General features: G+C 57.6%; 20 protein-coding genes. 7 read left to right on the top strand and 13 right to left on the bottom strand.

Features of this window, described 5'->3' with window-relative positions:
* Positions 1-886 precede the first annotated feature (886 nt).
* The 4 genes from FHL07_RS04160 (at position 887) to FHL07_RS04145 (ending at position 5,011) form a co-directional block, all read left to right on the top strand.
* The gene (locus tag FHL07_RS04160; protein ID WP_138738136.1) at positions 887-2,485 is read left to right on the top strand and encodes a VPA1262 family N-terminal domain-containing protein; all 1,599 of its coding nucleotides are present in this window, start codon (positions 887-889) and stop codon (positions 2,483-2,485) included.
* A complete protein-coding gene (locus FHL07_RS04155) occupies positions 2,482-3,942 on the top strand; it encodes a hypothetical protein (RefSeq protein ID WP_095020377.1) in 1,461 nt (486 codons plus the stop codon). Before FHL07_RS04160 ends, FHL07_RS04155 begins: the two co-directional genes overlap by 4 nt.
* Positions 3,943-4,443: 501 nt before the next feature.
* Entirely contained in the window at positions 4,444-4,755 is a 312-nt protein-coding gene (locus FHL07_RS23775; RefSeq protein WP_138738135.1) for a hypothetical protein, read from the top strand.
* Positions 4,756-4,804: 49 nt separating this feature from the next.
* Positions 4,805-5,011 carry a hypothetical protein gene (locus tag FHL07_RS04145; protein ID WP_010655635.1) on the top strand — a complete coding sequence of 69 codons (207 nt, stop codon included), beginning with the start codon at positions 4,805-4,807 and terminating at the stop codon, positions 5,009-5,011.
* Positions 5,012-5,281: 270 nt separating this feature from the next.
* Here FHL07_RS04145 and guaA read toward each other — a convergent pair whose 3' ends face one another.
* From guaA to FHL07_RS04125, 4 genes are all read right to left on the bottom strand, one after another.
* Positions 5,282-6,859 (bottom strand): glutamine-hydrolyzing GMP synthase, encoded by a 1,578-nt coding sequence (guaA, locus tag FHL07_RS04140; protein WP_095001455.1) that lies wholly within the window; start codon positions 6,857-6,859, stop codon positions 5,282-5,284.
* A gap of 103 nt (positions 6,860-6,962) precedes the next feature.
* Positions 6,963-8,432: an IMP dehydrogenase gene (guaB, locus tag FHL07_RS04135; protein ID WP_016779630.1), complete on the bottom strand. Its 1,470-nt coding sequence runs from the start codon at positions 8,430-8,432 to the stop codon at positions 6,963-6,965.
* Positions 8,433-8,715: 283 nt separating this feature from the next.
* A complete protein-coding gene (locus FHL07_RS04130) occupies positions 8,716-9,264 on the bottom strand; it encodes a sugar ABC transporter ATPase (protein ID WP_133144814.1) in 549 nt (182 codons plus the stop codon).
* Positions 9,265-9,314: 50 nt separating this feature from the next.
* Complete coding sequence (locus tag FHL07_RS04125; protein ID WP_133144813.1) at positions 9,315-10,058, bottom strand: sulfite exporter TauE/SafE family protein; 744 nt, start codon at positions 10,056-10,058, stop codon at positions 9,315-9,317.
* 80 nt (positions 10,059-10,138) lie between these two features.
* Between FHL07_RS04125 and xseA the strand changes: the two genes are divergently transcribed.
* From xseA to leuA, 3 genes are all read left to right on the top strand, one after another.
* Positions 10,139-11,518: an exodeoxyribonuclease VII large subunit gene (gene xseA / locus FHL07_RS04120; RefSeq protein WP_095001630.1), complete on the top strand. Its 1,380-nt coding sequence runs from the start codon at positions 10,139-10,141 to the stop codon at positions 11,516-11,518.
* 3 nt (positions 11,519-11,521) lie between these two features.
* Positions 11,522-12,346: a peptidoglycan DD-metalloendopeptidase family protein gene (locus tag FHL07_RS04115; protein WP_095018339.1), complete on the top strand. Its 825-nt coding sequence runs from the start codon at positions 11,522-11,524 to the stop codon at positions 12,344-12,346.
* A gap of 345 nt (positions 12,347-12,691) precedes the next feature.
* Complete coding sequence (gene leuA / locus FHL07_RS04105) at positions 12,692-14,371, top strand: 2-isopropylmalate synthase (protein WP_095001460.1); 1,680 nt, start codon at positions 12,692-12,694, stop codon at positions 14,369-14,371.
* Between the two features lie 211 nt (positions 14,372-14,582).
* Here leuA and FHL07_RS04100 read toward each other — a convergent pair whose 3' ends face one another.
* The 9 genes from FHL07_RS04100 to pilW all read right to left on the bottom strand — a co-directional run bounded on the left by FHL07_RS04100 (position 14,583) and on the right by pilW (position 24,237).
* Complete coding sequence (locus tag FHL07_RS04100; RefSeq protein WP_095018338.1) at positions 14,583-15,374, bottom strand: amidohydrolase; 792 nt, start codon at positions 15,372-15,374, stop codon at positions 14,583-14,585.
* Positions 15,362-16,510 carry a pyridoxal phosphate-dependent aminotransferase gene (locus FHL07_RS04095; protein ID WP_095018337.1) on the bottom strand — a complete coding sequence of 383 codons (1,149 nt, stop codon included), beginning with the start codon at positions 16,508-16,510 and terminating at the stop codon, positions 15,362-15,364. The genes FHL07_RS04100 and FHL07_RS04095 overlap by 13 nt, the downstream gene beginning before the upstream one ends.
* 123 nt (positions 16,511-16,633) lie before the next feature.
* The gene (gene der, locus FHL07_RS04090; protein WP_016779615.1) at positions 16,634-18,103 is read right to left on the bottom strand and encodes a ribosome biogenesis GTPase Der; all 1,470 of its coding nucleotides are present in this window, start codon (positions 18,101-18,103) and stop codon (positions 16,634-16,636) included.
* A 138-nt stretch (positions 18,104-18,241) separates the two neighbouring features.
* Positions 18,242-19,393: an outer membrane protein assembly factor BamB gene (gene bamB / locus FHL07_RS04085; protein ID WP_095018336.1), complete on the bottom strand. Its 1,152-nt coding sequence runs from the start codon at positions 19,391-19,393 to the stop codon at positions 18,242-18,244.
* Positions 19,386-20,027, bottom strand: coding sequence for a tetratricopeptide repeat protein (locus tag FHL07_RS04080; protein WP_095001464.1), 642 nt, complete (start codon positions 20,025-20,027; stop codon positions 19,386-19,388). Before FHL07_RS04080 ends, bamB begins: the two co-directional genes overlap by 8 nt.
* Before the next feature lie 40 nt (positions 20,028-20,067).
* Positions 20,068-21,357: a histidine--tRNA ligase gene (gene hisS, locus FHL07_RS04075; protein ID WP_095001465.1), complete on the bottom strand. Its 1,290-nt coding sequence runs from the start codon at positions 21,355-21,357 to the stop codon at positions 20,068-20,070.
* Between the two features lie 22 nt (positions 21,358-21,379).
* Positions 21,380-22,489 (bottom strand): flavodoxin-dependent (E)-4-hydroxy-3-methylbut-2-enyl-diphosphate synthase, encoded by a 1,110-nt coding sequence (gene ispG, locus FHL07_RS04070; protein ID WP_086795918.1) that lies wholly within the window; start codon positions 22,487-22,489, stop codon positions 21,380-21,382.
* 3 nt (positions 22,490-22,492) lie between these two features.
* Positions 22,493-23,479, bottom strand: coding sequence for a RodZ domain-containing protein (locus tag FHL07_RS04065; protein WP_138738134.1), 987 nt, complete (start codon positions 23,477-23,479; stop codon positions 22,493-22,495).
* A complete protein-coding gene (gene pilW / locus FHL07_RS04060; protein WP_138738133.1) occupies positions 23,479-24,237 on the bottom strand; it encodes a type IV pilus biogenesis/stability protein PilW in 759 nt (252 codons plus the stop codon). Before pilW ends, FHL07_RS04065 begins: the two co-directional genes overlap by 1 nt.

Genomic DNA, 24,237 nt, shown 5'->3' with positions numbered 1-24,237 from the left:
TTACGTTTCCACAATGGGACAAGGTCCTAAAAACTTTAGACCTTGAACTGACCGAAACCGATTTCTCGCACGCTCTTGAGTTGGCTTGTCAAATCGCCGGAGGAGGTGAAAGCGAGCACCATAAGAAATTAAAGGATTTCGTAGCACACAACCCCCTCTCAATCTCTTCGGTCCCCGATATCACTAGAGGCCTGTTCCAGTGCGTAAAATACCGGACTGTGATGGAGGCAGTACTACTTGCGCATTCGCAGATAAAGGATGTCCGCGCACTACTAGTATTGGAGTCTAAATTTCCTGCTTCCCGACTGCCATTAAAAACCTTCTTGGTGTTGAAGTCATTGACCTTGTCACCCGCGAATAACCCGCGATAAACCATGACAGCTTATCGCATGACGAGTGCCTTTAAGATGGAGTTAGAAAACAGCGCCAACTTACGAGGCATATATGACTACGCTGCGATCAAACTCCGCAGATAAGCGCTCATGAATTTAGCAACCAGGTACTCACACCGGTTTAGGCTAACCAAAATCAAGCCAACGCTGGGCACAGCTCACAACAATGGGAATACTCGCCTCACTACAGACTTGCAAAAATAAGGCCCGCAATTCGCGGGCCCTATATACATCAGAAAACGACTAAGTTCGCATATACCAACTTCAGGCTAACTCCCACTCTATTATCAGCAATAAATAAATATCCTTATAAATCAGTCGTTAACTACCATGCTTCTGATCCATGCCACGAGTAATACCATGTTAAGAAAACCTGATTTCATAGATCTGTCTTGAGCACGTAACTCAGCCAAACGCCTGCACAGCATCAAGCGAGGCGCTTGGCACTCGAATTGGAACATAATGAGAGTTTTTGAGCCCAGGCAGATACCCTCATGGACCGATACGAGCCACCCGAGCCTCGCTCTCCGTTGCCGGAGCTCACCCAGCTTCTCACGCCCGGCACGCTCGGGTTTTATACCCATGTCGAATGTACAGAGCTGTACGCCAGTCGACCCGATCATGACGGTATTATCAATATCTTCACGCTATTGATTGCCGAGGAACAATCTGATCTCGAGCCAGCGGCTGCCTGCTTCTTGACGCCGAAACCTATTCGAATCAAATCGCTCAATGGCTGGAGCTTTGGCCTCCGCCGTTACACGGTGGCGATCGGCACGCTCATCCCGGCTCTCACGGCTTTGGAGGCCGGGGAAGGATGGAAACTTTCAGGCGATGAACTCGAAATCGGCGAGCTTTTACCGATGCCCGCACAGTTTGTGCCGCCGGACAATGGCGCGCCGGTTCCATGGAACAAACTCCTCAAAAACAACTTCTGGACCGGCTCGCACCTATTTGAATGGACCGATCATAAGAAAGAACCCCTGACGCCGCTCTTCGCAGATCCTCGCCGGTTGCAAGAGCTATCGGCAGAGATCGAGAAGTATATCCCGCTCCAATTGGCCACAATGTCAGACCGGCTCGGCAACTTGGCGGTCCAGCTTCCGATCACTGTGCTGATGGCGAAATTCGAAAAGCTTCAAGATGGCGATTTTCAAGTCGAACATGCCTGGCATCCTAAGGCCTCCCCGCGTCCCTTGATGGCAGTCTGCGAATTGGAACACGACGACATCATCACTGGCTTTGCTTCAGCAAGACTAAAAGAAAGGATCACCCCTCTCCCGATGCGTGCTGGCCGTGGGCTGCATCGGGGCTTCATCTGGGACGAACAGAGCAGCACGCTCCTCGTCGCCTCCGGCGCAGGCTCTTTTATCTCTACCATTTCATTCAACATGCGTTCACCCGATCCGGAGCCACGCACCTTTTCGGTCAAAAAACCGGATGGCAGTTGGGACTCTCGACGCGTCGGTATGACTGCCTTTTCAAATCACAGTATCGTCGGCGACCCGCAGCCGGACGACAACGGGGGATGGACAGCGAAGCGGATGTACGCAGAGCAAGCCAATCGGCTCGCCGCCGAGCGCCGCTTTGTTCAATACCGTCCGACACGTGGTGATAAAAACGCAGGCCGCCTAAAGGCATTGGATGACCTTCGCGCGCTAATCATTGCCTACGGCGAAAAAGGCGCGTGGCTGTGGGACCCATATCTTTCAGCCAACGAGATACTTGAAACGCTGTTTTACTGCCCCTATCAAGGCGTGGACCTTCGCGGTCTGACGACGTCCAAAGCCGGCCCTAGCGACAAAATCCGCCAAACACTTGATGAATGTCAAAGCAACTGGCGGGGCCTGAAACTCGAACTTCGAGTACAGAAGGGCGCGGCGGGCTGGGACTTCCACGATAGGTTCCTGATCTTTCCATCCGGCCCAGATGGGGCAATGGCTTGGTCGCTCGGCACCTCGGTAAACTCCGTGGGCACGGCGCATCACATCCTGCAGAAGGTCGACAATGCTCAGCTTGTGGTGGATGCCTTCACCGACCTTTGGGAGCTACTCGGCGGACAGGATCATCTAATTTGGAGGAGGCCGTCATGAACGCTGCGGATGTTCTTCTCTCGGCTATGGCGGAAGCTACGCGACCTGGGGCGGTCGAAGTCCCCAACTCTCTTCTTGCGGCAATCGAAGCGCAATCCGATCCGTTTCATGCAATTTCTGATTGGGATGCCTGCAACGAGTTATTTGACGCGATCCGATCTCAATTTTCCTTCGTCGAGTTGGTCCGACGCGGCAAGCCTCCGAGCGGTGAGGACTTCGACAAACTCACCGGCCTGCTTCGGTGGATCATCCAAGAAGGCGCCGATTGGAACGTAAGCGCTGATCCGAGCCGTACCCGGCTGGTCGCCCTCTTCGTCGTCGGACAGTTCACAACGATGGAGGCGAATTTCTGGAGCACCGTGCCAGATGACTTCAGGCCCAACGATGGACTACTCGCTTCGCTCGAGAGAGTCATTGAGGGCCTGACGATGAGCTTCACAACTAAGGGCTTAGCGCCTCCAATCTGGGAGTTGGAAGCGGTCGAAAAGTTTGAAAAAGCTGATGCCAAAAGCGATTGGATCGGAATCGCACAAGGCTGGCGACTGATCGAGGATGGATTTTTTCCGAGCATTGCCATTGCGCAGACTGCCCAATGTCTCGACAGATTTGCACCAGAACGCTTGGTGCAGGCCATCTCGGGTCTGCGGCAGACCGCACCGGTCATGAGCGTCGTGCTATCGCTCCCCCCCAATGCAGCACTACGCCTCGGCTCTAGATCGACCAACCCTCATGTCCAGTTCGCAACGACTTACATATCTGTGTCGCTTAGGTCTAACCGCGAGCCGCTCAGTGAAGATTCCAAGAAGTCTCTGGTCCAAATCTTGGAAAATGTCTCGAAAGATAAGCCGCGCTGGGCTGCCTGGATGCACGTGTTCAACTTATTTCCTTCGCGATTTCCAGAATTACAGACGCCTCTCGGTTGCGCTCTTGCTGATGCGAACGATACTGCCCTTCAAGCCTACGTTGATGCGATTAGCCTGCACTGGTCTGGTCAACAGACCCGATTTTCAGTCGCAGAATGTCTCCGGGCCTTCCGGGACAGGGCCATAGCCAAGAAGCGCAAAGCTTTGTGGAATTTTGCTTTTCAGCGTTGGATGTGCTGGGGGTACGGTCTGAACGGGACTGCTGACAGCCTCATTAAGATCTCTCGGTGTGAGTTGGATTACGCTTTAGTAGGTTATGCCGTCGAATGCCTCGACGGTGACCAGAGGCAGCACATGATTGCCTCACTCATTGAGAAGCTTCAGACCGTGGAAAACAACTGGCACCCCGGGATCACGGACTGTCTCTCTGAGTGGAACGCAGTGCTATCGGAAATGCAGCCCCTTTTCTTGGCAATCAGTATCGAGGGCACAGACGCTGACTGGATCGATGAAAAGCCCACAATGCGACTACCATTCGATCCAGACAAGGAAGCCTATGTGATCCTCAAGTACGGCAGACCTCAAATCGACTAAGCAGCTGTATCCTCAAAAAATCAAAAGCCCACTATCACGCGGGCTTTTGGATATTAGCTACAAGGGGTCACTCCCACTCGAACATAAACAATCTTAAAAAACCAATATAAATCATAGTTTTATTTTGATCATCTCTGCTGATACCACGAAAACACCATAGACGAAAACCTGTTTTCACGAGCACTGCATCATTCATGCGATGTAGTGATCGGCTGGGGAATTGACCCGTCTGCCAATACCGCACTTATCCCATATTGACTCAAGATCCAATGCTTGAAAGTACTCGCAGACCAGGAGTCACGGTCAGTGAAATGCTGGTAAATGGACCAATGCTTCATAAGCTGAAACACGCTCGTCTATGGGAATGACTTGACGTACTGGACGGCAATCAAACAGTGCATAACCGCTATGAGGGTGGCGGGACCGCTTGCAAGCCCTTCAAGAGCAACTCACCCTACGGCGTCTCACACTTATCCGAGTCAACCCATAAGGAAGAACGCAATGTTCACGAGGAGCCTATTGCTGAGTTTTTGCGCTGTGTTACTGGTTGGCTGCACGGGAAGGGGATTTCAACCGCCGGCTCCTGATTACACAAAATGGTACAAGGAGGGCGTATCGCAGACCGGGATCATTGCTGCGATGCGTGCGTGCGGATATACCAATGTTGATGGCGCGGGAGACAGGTCGCCAATCGATGTGAGGTTACTGAACTTCTATTGCATGAAAGACACAGGCTACAAACGCAAAGATAACTTGGACATGTGCAAGCTCGGTCGTATTGGCGAATCGCCGGTGTGCGACGGCCGCCGTTAATCCATCACCAAAAGGACACAGGGAATGAACAATCTACGCAACGGACTGTATGGCACAGCATTGGTGTTGGCTGCAGTGTGCCAAGACCATGACCTTTGTGCCTCGGCCTGGCGTGGACTACATGGTGCAGGCCACCATGTCGGCGGACTGTTCGTTCCAGCTGGATGAATTGGAGGCGGGCGGCAAGCAGTGGGCGATGGTCCAACCGCAGCCAGCAGGGAAGGTGTCGATGTGCAACGCGATTGATAACTTCTAGCCGGAAATCTGCGCGGGTTGAATGCTGCGCGTAAAGTTCTTCAAAACACACGCCAACACCATAGGGGGAGATGGGCAAACAGTTATTGCTGACATCTGCGCTGCTAAGCGCTCTCGATACCATGCCGGCATTCCTTGTCCGGGACATGGTATCGATGTAGCTCTCTCACATACGTACGATGGGCGCCATTAAAAACGCCATTGATGACGTAGTAAAGATCACTATCAATTCTTATTTTTTACAATAAAATCAGATAGTTGAAAACAAACCTCACTCCCACTCAATCGTTGCCGGCGGCTTGCTCGACACGTCATAAGTTACGCGGGAGATGCCTTCGATTTCGTTGATGATCCGGCCGCTGACGGTTTCCAGCAGTTCGTAAGGCAGATGAGCCCAACGCGCGGTCATGAAGTCGATGGTTTCTACGGCACGCAGGGCAACTACCCAGGCGTAACGACGGCCATCGCCTACAACACCAACCGATTTAACCGGCTGGAACACTACAAATGCCTGGCTCACTTTGTGGTACCAGTCAGCCTTGCGCAGCTCTTCGATAAAGATGTGGTCAGCACGACGCAGGATGTCGGCGTATTCCTTTTTCACTTCACCCAGGATGCGCACGCCCAGACCCGGGCCCGGGAACGGGTGACGGTAGACCATGTCGTACGGCAGGCCCAGTTCCAGACCCAGACGACGGACTTCGTCCTTGAACAGCTCACGCAGCGGTTCAACCAGCTTGAGGTTCATTTCGTCCGGCAGGCCGCCCACGTTGTGGTGCGACTTGATGACGTGAGCCTTGCCGCTCTTGGCGCCAGCCGACTCGATCACGTCCGGGTAGATGGTGCCCTGGGCCAGGTACTTGATGTTTTCCAGCTTGCAGGATTCGGCATCGAACACGTCGATAAAGGTACGGCCGATGATCTTGCGCTTTTTCTCCGGGTCGCTTTCGCCAGCCAGGTTGTTCAGGAACTGGTCGGCAGCGTTGGCGCGGATCACCTTGACGCCCATGTTCTCGGCGAACATGGCCATCACTTGCTCACCTTCGTGCAGGCGCAGCAGGCCGTTGTCCACGAATACGCAGGTCAACTGGTCGCCGATGGCCTTGTGCAGCAAAGCTGCTACTACCGAGGAGTCAACGCCGCCGGACAAGCCCAGCAATACGTTGTCGGTACCAACCTGGGCACGGATGTTGGCAATCGCGTCTTCGGCGATTTTCGACGGCGTCCACAGGGCTTCGCAGCCGCAGATGTCGAGGATAAAGCGCGACAGGATGCGGCCACCCTGTTTGGTGTGGGTCACTTCCGGATGGAACTGCACGCCGTAGTAGCCGCGCTCGTCGCTGAACATGCCGGCAATCGGGCAGCTTGGAGTGCTGGCCAGAATGTGGAAGTCGGACGGCATTTTGGTGACCTTGTCACCGTGGCTCATCCACACGTCCAGACCGAACAGGCCGTCGGCATCGATATGGTCTTCGATGCCGTCCAGCAGGCGGCTTTTGCCAACCACGTCGACGCGGGCATAACCGAACTCGCGCAGCTCGGAACCTTCAACCTTGCCGCCCAGTTGCTCGGCCATGGTCTGCATGCCGTAGCAGATACCGAAAACCGGTACGCCCAGGTCAAATACAGCTTGTGGGGCGCGCGGGCTGCCGGCTTCGTGTACCGACTCCGGGCCACCGGCCAGGATGATGCCTTTAGGGGCGAATTCGCGGATCGCTGCGTCGTCCATGTCGAACGGGTGCAGTTCGCAGTAAACGCCGATTTCGCGCACGCGGCGGGCGATCAGCTGGGTGTACTGGGAACCGAAGTCCAGGATCAGGATGCGGTGAGCGTGAATGTCGAGGGCCATGACAAAATCTCGATTAATTTCAGAAACGACACGGGGCTGAATCAAACAGCCCCGGTGACTTAATTCGTATCGCACCCGGGTGTGAACCCGGGTGCGACCACTATCAACCTACGCGATAGTTGGGTGCTTCCTTGGTGATCTGCACGTCGTGGACGTGGGATTCAGCCATGCCAGCGCCGGTGATACGCACGAACTCGGGCTTGGTACGCATTTGTTCGATGTCGGCACAGCCGGTGTAACCCATCGAAGAACGCAGACCGCCCATCAGTTGGTGAATAATCGCCGTCAGCGAGCCTTTGTACGCCACGCGACCTTCAATACCTTCCGGCACCAGCTTCTCGGCACCCGCGGAGGAGTCCTGGAAGTAACGGTCAGAGGAGCCCTGGGATTGCGACATCGCACCCAGCGAACCCATGCCGCGGTAAGCCTTGTACGAACGGCCCTGGTACAGCTCGATTTCGCCCGGTGCTTCTTCAGTACCGGCAAACATCGAACCCATCATCACGCAGGAAGCACCGGCAACGATGGCCTTGGACAGGTCACCCGAAAAACGGATGCCGCCGTCGGCGATCAGAGGTACGCCAGTGCCTTCAAGGGCAGCGGCCACATTGGCAATCGCGCTGATTTGCGGAACGCCAACACCGGCAACGATACGGGTGGTGCAGATCGAGCCCGGGCCGATACCGACTTTAACTGCGTCAGCGCCGGCTTCAGCCAGGGCCAGGGCAGCAGCGCCAGTGGCGATGTTGCCGCCAATGACCTGAACTTCAGGGAAGTTCTGCTTGACCCAGCGAACGCGGTCGATCACGCCTTTGGAGTGACCATGAGCGGTGTCGACTACCACCACGTCAACGCCGGCAGCCACGAGGGCGGCCACGCGATCAGCGGTGTCCTTGCCGGTACCGACCGCAGCGCCTACGCGCAGACGACCCTGGTCGTCCTTGCTGGCCAACGGGTAAGCCTTGGCTTTTTCGATGTCGTTAACGGTCATCATGCCCTTGAGGGCAAAGTTGTCGTCGACGATCAGCACGCGCTCGATACGGTGCTTGTGCAACAGCTCGCGGGCTTCTTCCTTGTCGGCGCCTTCCTTGACCGTAACCAGACGCTCTTTAGGCGTCATCACGTCACGAACGGTAGCTTCCAGACGGTTTTCAAAGCGTACGTCACGGGATGTCACGATGCCGACCAGGTCGCCATTGTGCAGTACCGGAACGCCGGAGATATTGTGCTGGCGGGTCAGCTCAAGCAGCTCACGTACCGTGGCATCAGCCTCGATAGTGATCGGCTCTTTAACCACGCCGGCTTCGAAACGCTTGACCTTGCGAACTTCGTGAGCTTGCTGCTCGATGGTCATGTTCTTGTGGATGATACCGATACCGCCTTCCTGAGCCATGGCGATTGCCAGACGGGCTTCAGTTACGGTGTCCATTGCAGCGGAAACCAGCGGAATATTCAGTTCAATGCCACGGGTCAAACGAGTCTTTAAATTGACTTCGTTCGGGAGAACCTCGGAATAACCGGGGACGAGAAGGATGTCATCGAATGTGAGTGCTTCTTGGCTGATACGCAGCATCGCTGGGGCTCCCGAGCGGGAAAATGGAAGCGCGCCATTGTACTCAAAACCCCTGGATCTCTCAACGGAAACCTTTAGAGAGTTTTGCGCTAAGGGCCAATGATTAGCTGACTTTGAAGGCAGAAATTGAACCGTAGCAGCTGCCGAAGGCTGCGTCCGGCGGTGTAGCCGTCGTAAATCCATAGCACGCGTTTTTTCAGCTGAACCGCGTGCCCCGGACTTACGATCGCTTCGCAATCGAACGCAGCCTCGTTCCTTCGGCAGCTGCTACGGAATTTTCACCTCAGAGTTCGACTTTCACCCACGCCACCGGCTGGTCGAGCCAGTCGGCGAACTCGTCGAGAAAGCTTTGCTTGAATCCAGCCTCGGCCCAGTTATTGAAAATAAACCCAAGGTTGGAAAACGCACACGGCTGTAAAAACAGAAAACCGTTGATGTCGTCTTCGTGGGCGCACAGCGGACAGATGAAGTTGTCGGTACGCCCCGGCATCCAGTCTTCGAGGCTTTCAAACAGTGCCTCGCCCACTTCCTTGCGGCACTCGGCGCAACCGGCTTCTTCAAGAAAACCTTTGGCCGGTGTGTAGATGCAGCGCTTGGTGATGATCTCCAGGCCATTGACCGGCTGCCCGAAAGGCAGCGCCTCGGGGTACAGCACCACTTCACGGGCACCGGGGGCGATGGCGTAGGCCATGCCATTGCCAGTACGGCCGCAGGTGGTGAGCTCTTCTTCGATGATGTTCTTGCGCACCAGCCAGCGCACGATGGCCAGGGCACGCGGCTCATGCACCGGCAAGGTGGAGATTTTTGGAACGATGATGCTTTGCGAGTTCATGGGGTACGGCACATATGGATAAGAGCGACTACAGGGTTCAGCCACGCAGTTTAACTCAGGTAACGCGCAATCAGCGCAATGCCGCTGGCCAGCACCAGCCACGTTACCAGCCGCACAAACGCCTCGCGGGACAATTTGCGCGTCAGCCGGCGGCCAACCCACAGTCCCATTGCCATCGCCGGCAACAGGCAGGCGCCAAGCAACAACAGCTCGCCATCGGCATACACACCGGCAAGCACGAACAACGTAAGACGCACCACGGTGCTGCAACTGATCAACGCACTCTGGGTGGCGCGGGCAGCGTCTTTGGGCAAGCGGGCATTCAGATAAAGCGCATACAAAAAACCGCCACTGCCAAACAGCGCACCAAACAACCCGCCGGTGATACCCGTGGGGATGGCCCAACCGGCAGCGAGCCGTGCCGGCTTCACCTTCACCGCCAAACTGTACAAGGCGTAAGCGGTGATAAAAACCCCCATCAACAGCAACAACAGGTCGGATTTAAGGTTCAGCAAAAACACCACGCCCACCACACAGCCGATCGCCATGCACGGCAGCAAGCGCAGCAACTCGGATCGCACCACATCCCGGCGCGACGGCAGCCAGTTACCAAAGGCCGCCACAAAATCCAGCAGCACCAGCAGCGGGATGATTTTCGACAGCGGCAGGCACAGAATCAGGATCGGCCCGGCCACCAGCGCCGTGCCGAACCCGGCCACACCAAAGACGATATAGGCCAGGGCAATGGCCAGCTCCAGCAGCACCCACTCACCACCACTAAACGGCAAATCCATTGCTCTGCTTCCTTGTTTTTAGTGCGCAGACTTCTATCAGACAGGTGCAGTGATAACAATCCGCCCTTATGATGACCCGCATGATTAAAGACCCCTTTGCAAGACTCAATCTCGACCGGGAAGTCCTGACCGTCAGCCAGCTCAATGGCCGGGCGCGGGTGCTGCTCGAAGACGTGTTCAGCAATATCTGGGTAGAAGGCGAAATCTCCAACCTCGCCCGCCCGGCCTCTGGCCACGTATATTTCACCCTCAAGGACAGCGGCGCCCAGGTGCGTTGTGCGCTGTTTCGCAATAACGCTGCGCGGGTTCGTCAGGCGCTCAAGGATGGCCTGGCGGTCAAGGTGCGCGGCAAGGTCTCGCTGTTTGAAGGCCGTGGCGATTACCAGTTGATCCTCGACACTGTAGAACCCGCCGGCGACGGCGCACTGCGCCTGGCCTTCGATGCACTCAAGGAAAAGCTCGGCGCCGAAGGCCTGTTCAGCCCCGAACGCAAGGTCGCCCTGCCCGCTCACCCGCAGCGCATCGGTATTGTCAGCTCGCCCACCGGCGCGGTGATTCGCGACATCATCAGCGTGTTCCGCCGCCGTGCGCCACAAGTCGAACTGACCCTGATCCCCACCGCCGTTCAAGGCCGCGAAGCCACGGCGCAAATCGTCCGTGCCCTCAAGCTGGCCGATGCACGGGGCTTTGACGCACTGATCCTGGCCCGCGGCGGCGGCTCGCTGGAAGACCTGTGGTGTTTCAACGAAGAAGCCGTGGCTCGCGCCATCGATGCCTGCGTCACCCCTGTCGTCAGTGCCGTGGGTCACGAAACCGATGTCTCGATCGCCGACTTCGTGGCAGACGTGCGCGCGCCCACGCCTTCGGCCGCGGCCGAGCTGCTGGCACCGGACTCAAGCGACCTGCAACGGCGCATCGACAGCCTGCATCGGCGCCTGGTGATGCGCATTCGTGATCGCCTGATGCGCGACCGCTTGCGCCTCGACGGCCTGGCGCGACGCCTGCGTCACCCCGGCGAACGTCTGCGTCAGCAAGCCCAACGCCTGGATGACCTGGACATGCGCATGCGCCGGGCTTTCGAGCGCAGCCTGAATACTCGCCGCGAACGCCTGATCCGCCTCGAAACCCGTCTGGCCGCACAACATCCGGGGCGTCAGCTGGCCATGTTGCGCCAGCGTCTGGACAGCCTGGCCGAGCGCTTGCCCCGGGCCATGCGCGAAGGCCTCAAGGCGCGCCGCATGCAGCTGCAAAACCAGATGCAAACCCTGCATGTGGTCAGCCCGCTGGCGACCCTGGGCCGTGGCTACAGCATCCTGCTCGATGAAAAGGGCAATGCCGTTCGCCGGGCCGCGCAAACGCAAAACGGTCAGCGCTTGACTGCCAGGCTGGGCGAAGGCGAACTGCAAGTGCGCGTTGAGGACAATCACCTCACGCCTGTCACCCTTTCTTTACTGGATTAACCAATGCCACGTTTTTTCTCTGCCGTGCTGTTGCTGTGCCTGACTTTCAATGCTCAGGCGGCTGACAGCTATATCACCCGCCTGCTGAACAAACCGGTGCCCGGAGGGGTGGCCGTGATTGAACTGGGCAGCGGCGCCCAGGCGCCCAAGGCCAGCTATGACGGCAAGCCGGTCATGGTGATCAAGGAACAGGACACCTGGCGGGCGATTGTCGGCATCCCGTTGACGGTCAAACCCGGTAGCCAGCAGATCACCTCCGGCGGGCGCAACCTGAGCTTTGCGGTGGGCAGCAAAAAATACCCCGAGCAACACATCACCTTGAAAAACAAGCGTCAGGTCAATCCCGACCCGGCCGATATCAAGCGCATCGACAACGAGCTGGCGATCCAGATCAAGGCCTACCGCACCTTCAGCCCCAACACACCCAGCAACCTGTTGCTGGACAAACCGGTCAATGGCCCGCTGTCGAGCAAGTTCGGCGTGCGCCGCTTCTTCAATGGCGAAGAGCGCAACCCTCACGCCGGCCTCGACTTCGCCGTACCTGCTGGCACGCCGATCAAGACCCCGGCAGCGGGCAAGGTAATCCTGATCGGCAATTACTTCTTCAATGGCAACACGGTGTTTGTCGACCACGGCCAGGGCTTTATCAGCATGTTCTGCCATATGTCGAAAATCGACACCCGCGTGGGCCAGCAACTGGCCCGTGGCGATGTGGTGGGCAAGGTTGGCGCGACAGGTCGGGCCACGGGCCCGCACATGCACTGGAACGTCAGCCTCAATGATGCGCGGGTTGATCCGGCGATTTTCATTGGTGCCTTCACTCCCTGAGAAGCGCTCAAAAAGGGAAAATGCCTCGTGGCACGCGAGGCAAGCCCTCCCTTTAAATCACGCAATATCGAGCAAGACATTTATAAATACGCGCTATAAAAACGCGCATCTATCGTCTTATTGAGCATTTATCTCAATATTTTTTATAGGCTTGCCATCTTTCCCGCCAATGGTTAGGGTTGAGCCTATGAACACACCTCACGTCCTCATTCTGCTTCGCCAACATCGCAGCCTTTGCCTCGTCAGTGCACGACTGCAAAGCTAGTTGCGGTGCCTCGCCTTCTGCTTTGTTTTTTTCCGGCTCGCCGCGTCTGAATCGCAGGCCTGCATATTAAGGATAGCCTGATGACCATGCTCAAGAACCCATCTTCCAAGTACCGCGCCTTCCCGGTCATTGATTTGCCCGACCGAACGTGGCCGTCAAAAACCATCACCCAGGCGCCGATCTGGTGCAGTTCCGATTTGCGCGACGGTAACCAGTCGCTGATCGAGCCGATGGATGCGGTAAAGAAGCTGCGATTCTGGAAAACCCTGGTCAGCGTAGGCGTTAAAGAAATCGAGGCATCGTTCCCGGCGGCATCGCAAACCGACTTTGACTTTGTCCGCACCCTGATCGAAGACGGCCATATACCGGACGACACCACTATCCAGGTGCTGACCCAGGGCCGCGAAGACTTGATCGCCCGCACCTTCGAATCGCTGCGCGGCGCGAAAAAGGCTATCGTCCACCTGTACAACGCCACTTGCCCTGCTTTCCGCCGCATCGTGTTCAACCAGGACAAGGACGGCATCAAGGAAATCGCGGTCAGCGCGGCGAAGCTGTTCGTCAAATACGCCGCTCAGCAGCCCGAAACCCACTGGACTTTCGAATACTCGCCAGAGACCTTCAGCGCCACCGAACTGGAGTTCGCCAAGGAAGTGTGTGACGCGGTAATCGAAGTGTGGAACCCGACGCCTGAGCACAAGATGATCCTCAACTTGCCTGCCACCGTTGAGTGCGCGACGCCGAATATCTACGCCGACCAGATCGAATGGTTCGGCCGCAATATCAATCGCCGTGACAGCGTGCTGATCAGCCTGCACACCCACAACGACCGTGGCACCGGTGTAGCCGCCACCGAGCTGGGCCTGATGGCTGGCGCCGATCGTGTTGAAGGCTGCCTGTTCGGTAACGGCGAACGGACCGGTAACGTCGACCTGGTGACCGTGGCCCTGAACATGTACACCCAGGGCCTGGATCCGCAGTTGGACTTCTCCGATATCGATGGCGTGCGCAAAGTTGTCGAAGAGTGCAACCAGATCCCGGTTCACCCGCGTCACCCGTATGTGGGCGACCTGGTGCACACCGCGTTCTCCGGTTCGCACCAGGACGCCATTCGCAAAGGCTTCGCCCAGCAGAAACCGGACGCCCTGTGGGAAGTGCCGTACTTGCCGATCGACCCGGCGGATATCGGTCGCAGCTACGAAGCCGTGATTCGGGTTAACAGCCAGTCGGGCAAAGGCGGGATCGCTTACCTGCTGGAACAGGAATATGGCATCAGCCTGCCACGTCGGATGCAGATCGAATTCAGCCAGGTGGTGCAGCGCGAAACTGACCGTCTGGGCCTGGAAATGACTGCTCAGCAGATTCACAGCTTGCTGCGCACCGAGTACTTGCAGGCCAACACTCCTTACGCGCTGGTCAGCCATCGCTTGCAGGAAGAGAACGGTCACAGTGCGGTCGAAGTCGAAGTCTCGGCCAAAGGCGACGGCGAAACCAATCTGCGCTGGAGCGGCAAAGGCAACGGCGCGCTGGAAGCACTGGTAGCCGGCCTGCCGGTCAATGCCGAAATAATGGACTACAACGAGCATGCGATTGGTGCTGGCACCAACGCCAAGGCTGCGGCTTATATAGAGTTGCGGGTCAATGGCGGCCGAGCCGTGCATGGCGTGGGCATTGATGAAAACATCACCACGGCAAGCTTCAAGGCATTGTTCAGCGCTCTGAACCGTTCCCTGAGCGAAGCCGAGGCGAAAGCCGCGTAAACGTTGGCCTGAAACGCAAAAGCCCCCAAGGTGAGAACCCTGGGGGCTTTTTATTGCATCATGACCGGCAATCACCAGCCCCTGTGGAAGCGGGCTTGCTCGCGATTCAGGCGGCGCGATTTGGCAGGCAGACCGCGGTGATGCCATCGCGGGCAAGCCACGCTCCCACAGGTTTACGTCGTACACACAATCTGATAACTGCTTCTACAAATCAGCGTAGATCAAAACTGTCCGCATCCAGGTTGGCCGGGAAGCGCTCGCGGTAAGCGCCCAATTCGCCCGCATTCAGGCTCATGGTAAACACCCCGTCCGCCTCCCCGGCACTGAGCAGCGACTCGCCCTGAAAATCGAGGATATGACTGTCCCCGGTATACACCAGACCTTTGCCGTCCGTGCCCACCCGATTCACCGCCGCGACATAACACAGGTTTTCGATGGCCCGCGCCGGCAGCAAACGGTTCCAGTGCAACCGCCGCGCACCCGGCCAGTTGGCGGTGTACAGCAACAGGTCGGTATCATGGGGGTCGCAGCTCCACACCGGGAAGCGCAGGTCATAGCAAATCAGCGGGCGAACACGCCAGCCCTTGACCTCAAACTGGACCTGACGCTCACCCGGAGTGAAATGCTCATGCTCACCGGCCATTCGGAACAGGTGGCGTTTGTCGTAATGCAGCACTTCGCCATCCGGACGCGCCCACAACAGGCGGTTGCGGTGGCTGCCATCCGCCGCGAGCACAATCACGCTGCCCGTCACCACGGCATTGAGCCTTTGTGCCTGCTTGCGCAGCCACTCGGTGGTCGGGCCGCTTTCGGGCTCAGCAAGGGTACTGGACTCCATGCTGAAGCCGGTGGTGAACATCTCAGGCAAGACCACCAGGTCAGCGCCAACAGCCTGCTCGAGCAGCTCGTCGAAATGATCGAAGTTGGCCTGACGGTCATGCCAGGCCAGCGTGGTTTGCACCAGCGCTACGTTTAAATCGGGTAATCCCTTTAGATCACGCATAGTTTCTCTGCTGCTTCACGCAGCGTCTCCTCGCGTTTGGCAAAACACAGTCGAACCAGCCGTTGCCCTGCGGGCGGGGCCTGGTAGAACACCGACACCGGAATGGTGGCTACACCATGCTCACGGGTCAGCCACACCGCCATGTCGACATCATTGAGGTCCGGACGAATTCGGGAGTAATCCACCAACTGGAAATACGTCCCTGCCACCGGTTTGAAAGTAAAACGCGATGGGTTCAGCAAATCACAAAACAGGTCTCGCTTGGCCTGATAAAACCCGGGCAACTCTTCAACGTGCTCGGGGTGGGCACTCATAAAGTCAGCCAATGCATATTGCAGGGGAGTGACCCCGCAAAAACTGACGTACTGGTGAACCTTGCGCAATTCGGCGGTCAGAGCCGGCGGTGCCACGACATAACCGGTTTTCCAGCCCGTAACGTGATACGTCTTGCCGAAAGAGCTGACCACGAATGCACGATCGTACAGTTCAGGATGGGACAAAACACTGACATGGGGCACGCCATCGAACACCAGGTGTTCGTACACCTCATCGCTGATGAGGTAGATATCCCGATCAGCAATCAGGCGGGCCAACTGGTCAAGCTCGGCACGGCTGATCAAGGCACCACTGGGGTTGTGCGGGCTGTTGAGAATGATCATGCGCGTGCGCGGGCTCAGCGCATCTTCAAGCTTTTGCCAGTCTATCGAAAAGTCATCCAGCCCCAACTGCACATGCACACAACGGCCACCCGCCAGTTCGACCGAAGGCTCGTAGCTGTCGTAGCACGGATCAAACACAATGACTTCATCGCCAGCATGAATCACGGCCTGAATGGCGCAGAAAATAGCCTGGGTAGCGCCGGGGGTGATGGTCACTTCAGTGTCAGCATCCACCTGTGCGCCATAGCTACGGGCGATCTTGGCCGCCACTTGCTGACGCAACGCAGGCAGGCCGGTCATTGGGGAGTACTGGTTATGGCCACTGGCAATGTGCTGGCCAACTGCATCACGCAACGCCTGCGGGCCATCGAAGTCAGGGAACCCCTGAGACAGGTTGAGTGCGCCGGTTTCTGCCGCGAGCTGCGACATGCGCGTGAAGATGGTGGTGCCGACGTTCGGCAACTTGCTGGTGATCATGGCCGTTCCCTGTTGAGTTCCCGGCACTGACTGCGGCACAGGACCCACCGAGGATAGCCCAAACGCCTGACACGAAAAAGGGTCCTTTCGGACCCTTTCTCATTACGCTTTGAGCTTGCGCGGTTAGCGCTTGTCTTTGCGATTTTTCTCGGCTTTCTTGTGGTGCGACATCATGCGACGTTTCTTGTTGACCTGACGGTCGGTCAGCGAGTTCTTGTTGCCTTCGTACGGGTTCTCGCCACCTTTGAACTCGATGCGGATCGGCGTACCGACCAGCTTCAAGACGCGACGGTAGGTGTTTTCGAGATAACGGACGTAAGACTTCGGCACCTTCTCAACCTGGTTACCGTGAATCACGATAATCGGCGGGTTGGCACCACCCAAGTGGGCATAACGCAGCTTGATCCGGCGGCTGTTGACCATCGGTGGCGCGTGCTCGCTAACCGCATCTTCCAGAATCTGGGTCAGGCGGTTGGTCGGCCAGCGGGTAACCGCCGACTTGAAGGAGTTTTGCACCGACTGGTACAGGTTGCCCACGCCAGTGCCGTGCAGCGCCGAGATAAAGTGGATATCGGCGAAGTCGACGAAGAACAGGCGACGGGTCAACTCGACCTTGACGAACTCGCGCTCGCTAGGGGTCATGCCGTCCCACTTGTTGATCGCGATAACCAGAGCCCGACCGGCCTCCAGGGCAAAGCCCAACAGGTTGAGGTCGTGGTCAACCACGCCTTCACGGGCGTCCATCACAAAGATCACCACGTTGGCGTCTTTGATCGCTTGCAGGGTTTTGACCACGGAGAATTTTTCAACTTCTTCGTGGATCTTGCCGCGCTTGCGCACACCGGCGGTGTCGATCAGCGTGTACTTCTCGTCGTTACGCTCGAACGGGATGTAGATACTGTCGCGAGTGGTACCCGGTTGGTCATAGACGATTACCCGGTCTTCACCAAGCATGCGGTTGACCAGGGTCGATTTACCGACGTTCGGGCGACCGATGATTGCGATCTTGATGCCGTCTTTTTCGCTAGGGCCCGGAATGCGCTTGGCTTCCTCACCTTCGAGAACAACTTCTTCTTCGCCGTCTTCCGGCTCTTCTTCGTCACGCGGGAAGTTGCTCAGGGCAATTTCCAGCATCTGCGTGATACCACGGCCATGGGCACCGGCGATCGGGATTGCATCGCCCATACCCAGCGGCGCGAACTCGGCGCGAGCCATGTCCGGGTCGATGTTGTCGACCTTGTTGGCCACCACGTAGGAGCGCTTGTTACGTTTGCGAAGGTGTTCGCCGATCATCTGGTCAGCGGCAGTGAAACCCGCCTTTGCATCTACCAGGAACAGAACGACGTCAGCTTCTTCGATGGCCAGCAGCGACTGCTCGGCCATTTTTTCGTCCATACCGTGCTCGTCACCGGAGATACCGCCGGTGTCGACCAGAATGTAGGAACGCCCTTGCCACTTGGCCTCACCGTATTGGCGATCACGGGTCAGACCGGACAAGTCGCCGACGATGGCGTCACGAGTCCTGGTCAGGCGGTTGAACAAGGTGGACTTGCCGACGTTTGGTCGGCCCACCAGGGCGATTACGGGAACCATGCGGCTCTCCACTTCGTTATTTCAGAAAATACAAAAGCCGCTGCAAGGCAGCGGCCAGAGTTCGGAACAGCACAAATGTGCCGCAAACCTTGCCAGAGCAAGGCTGCCCGAGGCCCTAGAGCCTCAAGCATAGACGCCTTAGCGAATGGTCAGGGCTTCCAGTTTGCCGCTGTTACCAAACACGTAAATCATGTCACCGACCACCAGCGGACGTGCCCGAAGGCCATCACTGTCAACGCGGGTACGGCCCACGAAACGACCATCGACCTGGCTGAGCAGGTGCAGATAGCCTTCCATGTCACCGACTGCCACATAGCTGGAGAAGACCTCTGGAGCCGACAATTGGCGGCGTGCCAGAGCATCATTGCTCCACAGCGAGGTGGTCGAACGCTCGTCAACGCCTTCTACAGTGCCCGACGCCAGGCTGACGTAGACGCTGCCGAAACCTTGGGCGACACCTGCATAGCTGGAAGCATCACGCTGCCAGAGCACGCGACCCGATTCCATGTCCAGTGCCGCCATGCGGCCCTGGTAGCTGGCGACGTACAGTGTACCGCCAGACAACAGCAGGCCACCGTCGATATCGACAATGCGTTCAAGCTCGGAGCGACCCTGCGGGATGGCAACACGTTGCTCCCACACAGGCACGCCGTTGCGCGTATCCAGGGCGACCACTTTACCGGTCGACAAACCGCCGATGGCCAGGTGATTGGTCACCAGTGGCGCCCCCGTACCACGCAGGGTCAGCACGCCCGGCGTGCTGTCATACGTCCAGCGCTGATTGCCGGTGTCAGCATCCAGACCGATCAGACGATCGTCCTGAGTCTGTACCACCACCACATCACCGTTGGTCGCAGGAGGTGCAAGCACTTCGCTGTTAACGCGAGAGCGCCATTTTTCTTCGCCTGTGCTGGAATCCAGGGCAATCACGTCACCTTGTAAGGTGCCAAGCATGACCAGGCCATAGCCCAGGCCAACTGCGCCGGAAACAGGCAGATCGAGGTCTTTTTTCCACTCAACGTCGCCGTTCATGCGGTCCAGAGACATCACCACGCCCGTTACGTCAGCAGCGTAGATATTATTGCCTTCAACAGCCGGAACCAGCATGTTGTAGGTTTTGCCCTGACCGTCACCGATCGAGCGGCTCCACTGCTTTTGCAGCACGACTTCTTCTTTGAAGTCGGTCAGCTCCGCCGGTGGCAATTCTTTTTTGCTGTTGCTGCTGCAACCCGCGGCCAAAACGACCAGAGCCAGCAATGCTGCATGTTTCCATCGCATCACGTCACGCATCCCCTTTGGCCAGGTCATCGAGCTTGATTTGCAAGCCGCCTACTGCTGCTTCATCCGACAATCCGGCCTTGGCCTTCTCGTAGGCTGCACGCGCATCGTCAGTACGGCCCTGCTGCACCAGCAGGTCGCCCTTGAGTTCTTCACGGCTGGCCAGGAATGCCTTGTCCGAGTCGCCTTCCAGCAGCTTCAGGGCATCGTCAACCTTGCCCTGTGCGGCCAGTACCTGAGCCAGACGCTGACGCGCCACTTCGCCCAGAGTGGCATTGGCCGGCTTGTCGACAATGACTTTCAGCTCGGTAGCCGCGTCATCAAGCTTGCCGTTGTCCACCGCCACCTTGGCCACAAACAGGCCGCCAAATTGCGAATAGGCAGTGCCTGCGTATTCACTTTTCAGCTTGTTGGCCAGATCCGCCACGCGGGCCACATCCGGCTTGCCGTCAGGGGTGAGCGTGGTTTCAAGCAATTGTTGGTAGAGAACCGACGCACCTTGCGACTGATTCGCCTGATATTTGTGCCAGAGCTGCCAGCCGGACACCACTACCAGCGCAAGCAAGCCGCCAGTCAGCAGGGGTTTGCCGTTGCGCTGCCACCAGTCTTTCAACTCGCCCAGCTGATCATCTTCGTTACTCGACACCCCAACACTCCTTATTCGCTAAATCGGCTGTTTTGCAGCTTCAACCCTGCACGATGCAGGTGGCCAAGTGCTCGGCTAGAGCATCCCAGGCAATCGTTTGTTGTTCGCCCTGGCCACGCAGGGGTTTTACACCTACCACTTGCTGGGCCAATTCGTCGTCACCCAGGATCAGCGCAAACAGTGCACCGCTCTTGTCAGCCTTTTTGAACTGGCTTTTGAAGCTGCCCGCACCGGCATTGATCTGCAGGCGCAGGTTTGGCAGTTGATCACGAACGCGTTCGCTCAAAGCCAGGGCTGCCAGTTCGGCGGCTTCGCCGAAAGCACACAGGTAAACATCGACCTGACGTGCGATTTCTTCGGGGATCTGCTCAAGGGTTTCGAGCAGCAGGATCAGGCGCTCGATGCCCATGGCAAAACCGACACCGGCAGTAGGCTTGCCGCCCATCTGCTCGACCAGGCCATCATAACGACCGCCCGCACACACGGTGCCCTGGGCGCCCAGTTTGTCGGTTACCCATTCAAATACGGTCTTGCTGTAGTAGTCCAGGCCACGAACCAGCTTCGGGTTTATCGTGTACGGGATGCCGGCGGCATCGAGGCGAGCCTTGAGGCCCTCGAAATGCACGCGGGACTCTTCGTCCAGGTAGTCCACCAGTTTCGGTGCATCCACCAGAACCGCCTGGGTATCGGCGTTCTTGGTGTCGAGCACACGCAGCGGGTTGGACTTGAGGCGACGTTGGCTGTCTTCGTCAAGTTCGCTCAGACGCGAGGACAAATACTCGACCAGGGCCGCACGATAGCGCGCACGGGCTTCGCTGGTGCCCAGGCTGTTGAGTTCGAGCTTGACCGCATCGCGGATACCCAGCTCGCCCCACAGGCGCCAGGTCAGCACGATCAGTTCGGCATCGATGTCCGGACCATCGAGGTTGAACACCTCGACGCCAATCTGGTGGAACTGGCGATAACGGCCTTTTTGCGGGCGCTCGTGACGGAACATCGGGCCGATGTACCAGAGTTTTTGCACCTGGCCACCGCCGGTGATGCCGTGCTCAAGCACCGCACGCACGCACGCCGCAGTCCCCTCAGGACGCAGCGTCAGCGAATCGCCGTTGCGGTCCTCGAAGGTGTACATCTCTTTTTCGACGATATCGGTCACTTCACCGATCGAGCGTTTGAACAGCTCGGTGAATTCGACGATTGGCATGCGGATCTGCTTGTAACCGTAGTTATCCAGCAAACGCGAAACCTTGCTCTCGAAGTAGCGCCACAGAGGCGTCTGCTCCGGCAGGATGTCGTTCATGCCACGAATGGCTTGCAAAGACTTGCTCACAATAAATCCTTTATTCGTCTGGTTAGCCGCGCGCGATAACGGCTGCGTCAGCTTCGACCTTTTCGGCCGCCTTCTGCCGGATCAGTCTTTCGAGCTCATCCACCAGATTGTCATTCGTCAGTTTCTGCGACGGCTTGCCGTCGATGTAAATCAGGTTGGGTGTACCACCGGTGAGCCCCACATGGGCTTCCTTGGCTTCGCCAGGGCCATTGACCACACAACCGATCACGGCAACATCCAGCGGCACCAGCAGGTCTTCGAGGCGAACTTCAAGTTCGTTCATGGTTTTCACCACGTCGAAGTTCTGCCGCGAGCAGCTCGGGCACGCGATAAAGTTGATGCCGCGCGAGCGCAGGTGCAAGGACTTGAGGATGTCGTAACCGACTTTTACTTCCTCAACCGGGTCTGCTGCCAGGGAGATGCGGATGGTATCGCCAATTCCTTCGGCGAGCAGCATACCTAGGCCCACGGCAGATTTCACTGTGCCTGAACGCAAACCACCGGCTTCGGTAATGCCCAGATGCAGCGGCTGGACGATTTCCTTGGCCAGCAGACGGTAGGCTTCAACCGCCATAAACACGTCGGAGGCCTTTACGCTGACCTTGAAGTCCTTGAAATTCAGGCGCTCAAGGTGTTCAACGTGGCGCAGTGCCGATTCGACCAGGGCGGCTGGCGTCGGTTCGCCGTATTTTTTTTGCAGGTCTTTTTCCAGGGAACCGGCGTTGACGCCGATTCGGATCGGAATACCGCGATCGCGGGCTGCATCAACCACCGCCCGCACACGGTCTTCGCGACCGATGTTGCCCGGGTTGATGCGCAGGCAGTCCACACCCAACTCTGCAACGCGCAGGGCGATGCGGTAATCGAAGTGAATGTCGGCGACCAATGGCACCTTGACCAGTTGCTTGATCCGGCCAAAAGCCTCGGCTGCGTCCATATCCGGCACGGAAACCCGCACGATATCGACACCCGCGGCTTCCAGGCGGTTGATTTGCGCAACGGTTGCAGCGACGTCATTGGTGTCACTGTTGGTCATGCTCTGCACAGCAATAGGGGCATCGCCACCTACAGGTACATTACCGACCCAGATTTTGCGCGATTCGCGACGTTTGATTGGTGATTCGCCGTGCATGACTTATTGACCCAACTTCAGACGAGCAGTCTCGCCACTGGTGAAAGGAGCGACATCCACAGGCTGGCCGTTATAGCTGACCTGGGCACCGCGGGCATAGCCCAGGCGCAAGCTCAGGGGTGGCTTGCCGCTCACTTCTAGATTTTCGCCCTTGCGCTTCAAGCCACCAAACAGCACTTTGCCCGTGCCGTCGGTCACTTGAGTCCAGCAATCAGCGGTGTATTGCACGCTCACTTTGCCAGCACCGGCAACCGGGGCGGCAGTGTCGGGCGCAGGCGCGGTGGACGTAACAGGTGCCACTACTGGCGCAACTGGCGCAACAGCAGCAGGTACTGGCTGTACCGGAACGGCAACGGGTGCCTGGGGCTCGGCAGCGGGAGCACCCGGCAGTGCCAGTGCCGTGGTCGCGCCCTGCTCCGGCGCCGATTCGGTCGCCAGAGGTGTTTCGCCTTCGGCCTTGGCCTCGGCTACTGCCTGATCTTCAGGTTCGTCCAGCGGGTGGATGCGGGTTGTGCCGTCAGCCCCTTCGACTTCGACGTGTTCCGGAGCAAGACCAATCAGGTCCTTGGCGCGCATGGACGTCTGGTCTTGCCACCAGATAAAACCGCCTCCGACCACGGCAATCAACAGCAACAGGCTGACGATACGCAAAATGGTATGCGACACGCGCACCGGCTCTTCTATGCGACCCAGGCTGTGCACGTTGCTGCCGTTGGCATCAGTGCCGGTGTACAGGTCAAATTCACGCACAAGGGCGGCCTGGTCCATACCCAGCAATTTGGCATAGGCCCGGATATAGCCCCGGGCAAAGGTATGCCCAGGCAGTTTGTCGAACGCGCCCGTTTCAAGGTTGCTCAGGGAGCTGGCCGTGAGGTTGAGTTTCAAGGCGACTTCAGCCAGCGTCCAGCCATTGTTTTCACGGGCCTGACGCAGAGTCTCACCGGGATTGACACGAGTCGCTGCTAGAACTTCGGGTTGCGCCGCTTTCATCATTGCTCCGACAGGTATTGCTGATATTCCGGCGTGCCGGGATAGAGTCGTTTTAGTTGCTGGCCATGGTTGGCAGTTGGGGTGCGGTCATCGAAAACACTCGCCAGTCGCGCACCGAGCAATAGACTACGTGCATTTTGCCCGCTAAGCAGGCTAAAACGATCGTAAAAGTCACGCGCCGTTACATATTGTTTGTCCTGATAAGCCATCTCGGCCATTTCAAGCAACGCACGGGGTTGTCGAGGGTTCAGGCGCAGTGCTTTTTCAAGCTGCTGGCGCCCCGCTTCAGGTTGCCCCAACTCAAGTGACGTTATACCCAGATTTTCGTAGATGCGGGAGCGTTCCGGATAAAGGTTGTCTGCTGCCGCCTTTTGAAACTGCACGCTGGCCTCCTGATAGCGCTGACGCTCAAACAGGAAACTGCCGTAATTATTGAGGATCCGGGCATCAGCAGGCCGACCGTTCAACGCGCTACGGAATGCCTGCTCGGCCAGGGCAAACTCCATTTCGGCCTGAAACACCAAGGCCAGTGCGGCGTTGGTGTCCGGGTCGGTCTTGTCGAGTTCAAGGGCCTTGCGCAAAGGGACTTTGGCCTGTTCGGTCATCCCTTGCTGCAAATAGCCCAGACCCAGCTGAACATAAGCCTGACGCGCCTCGTTACGCCCTTTGTCGCCAGCCATCGGGCTTGAATCGCCCGATGACACGCAGCCAGCCAAAAAGCTGAGCAAAACGACCGGGAGCGCAGCGCGCAGGATCAT

This window comes from Pseudomonas sp. FSL W7-0098, assembly GCF_005930585.1.
Taxonomy (GTDB): domain Bacteria; phylum Pseudomonadota; class Gammaproteobacteria; order Pseudomonadales; family Pseudomonadaceae; genus Aquipseudomonas; species Aquipseudomonas bubulae.
This window is presented reverse-complemented; position numbering and strand designations above follow the sequence as displayed.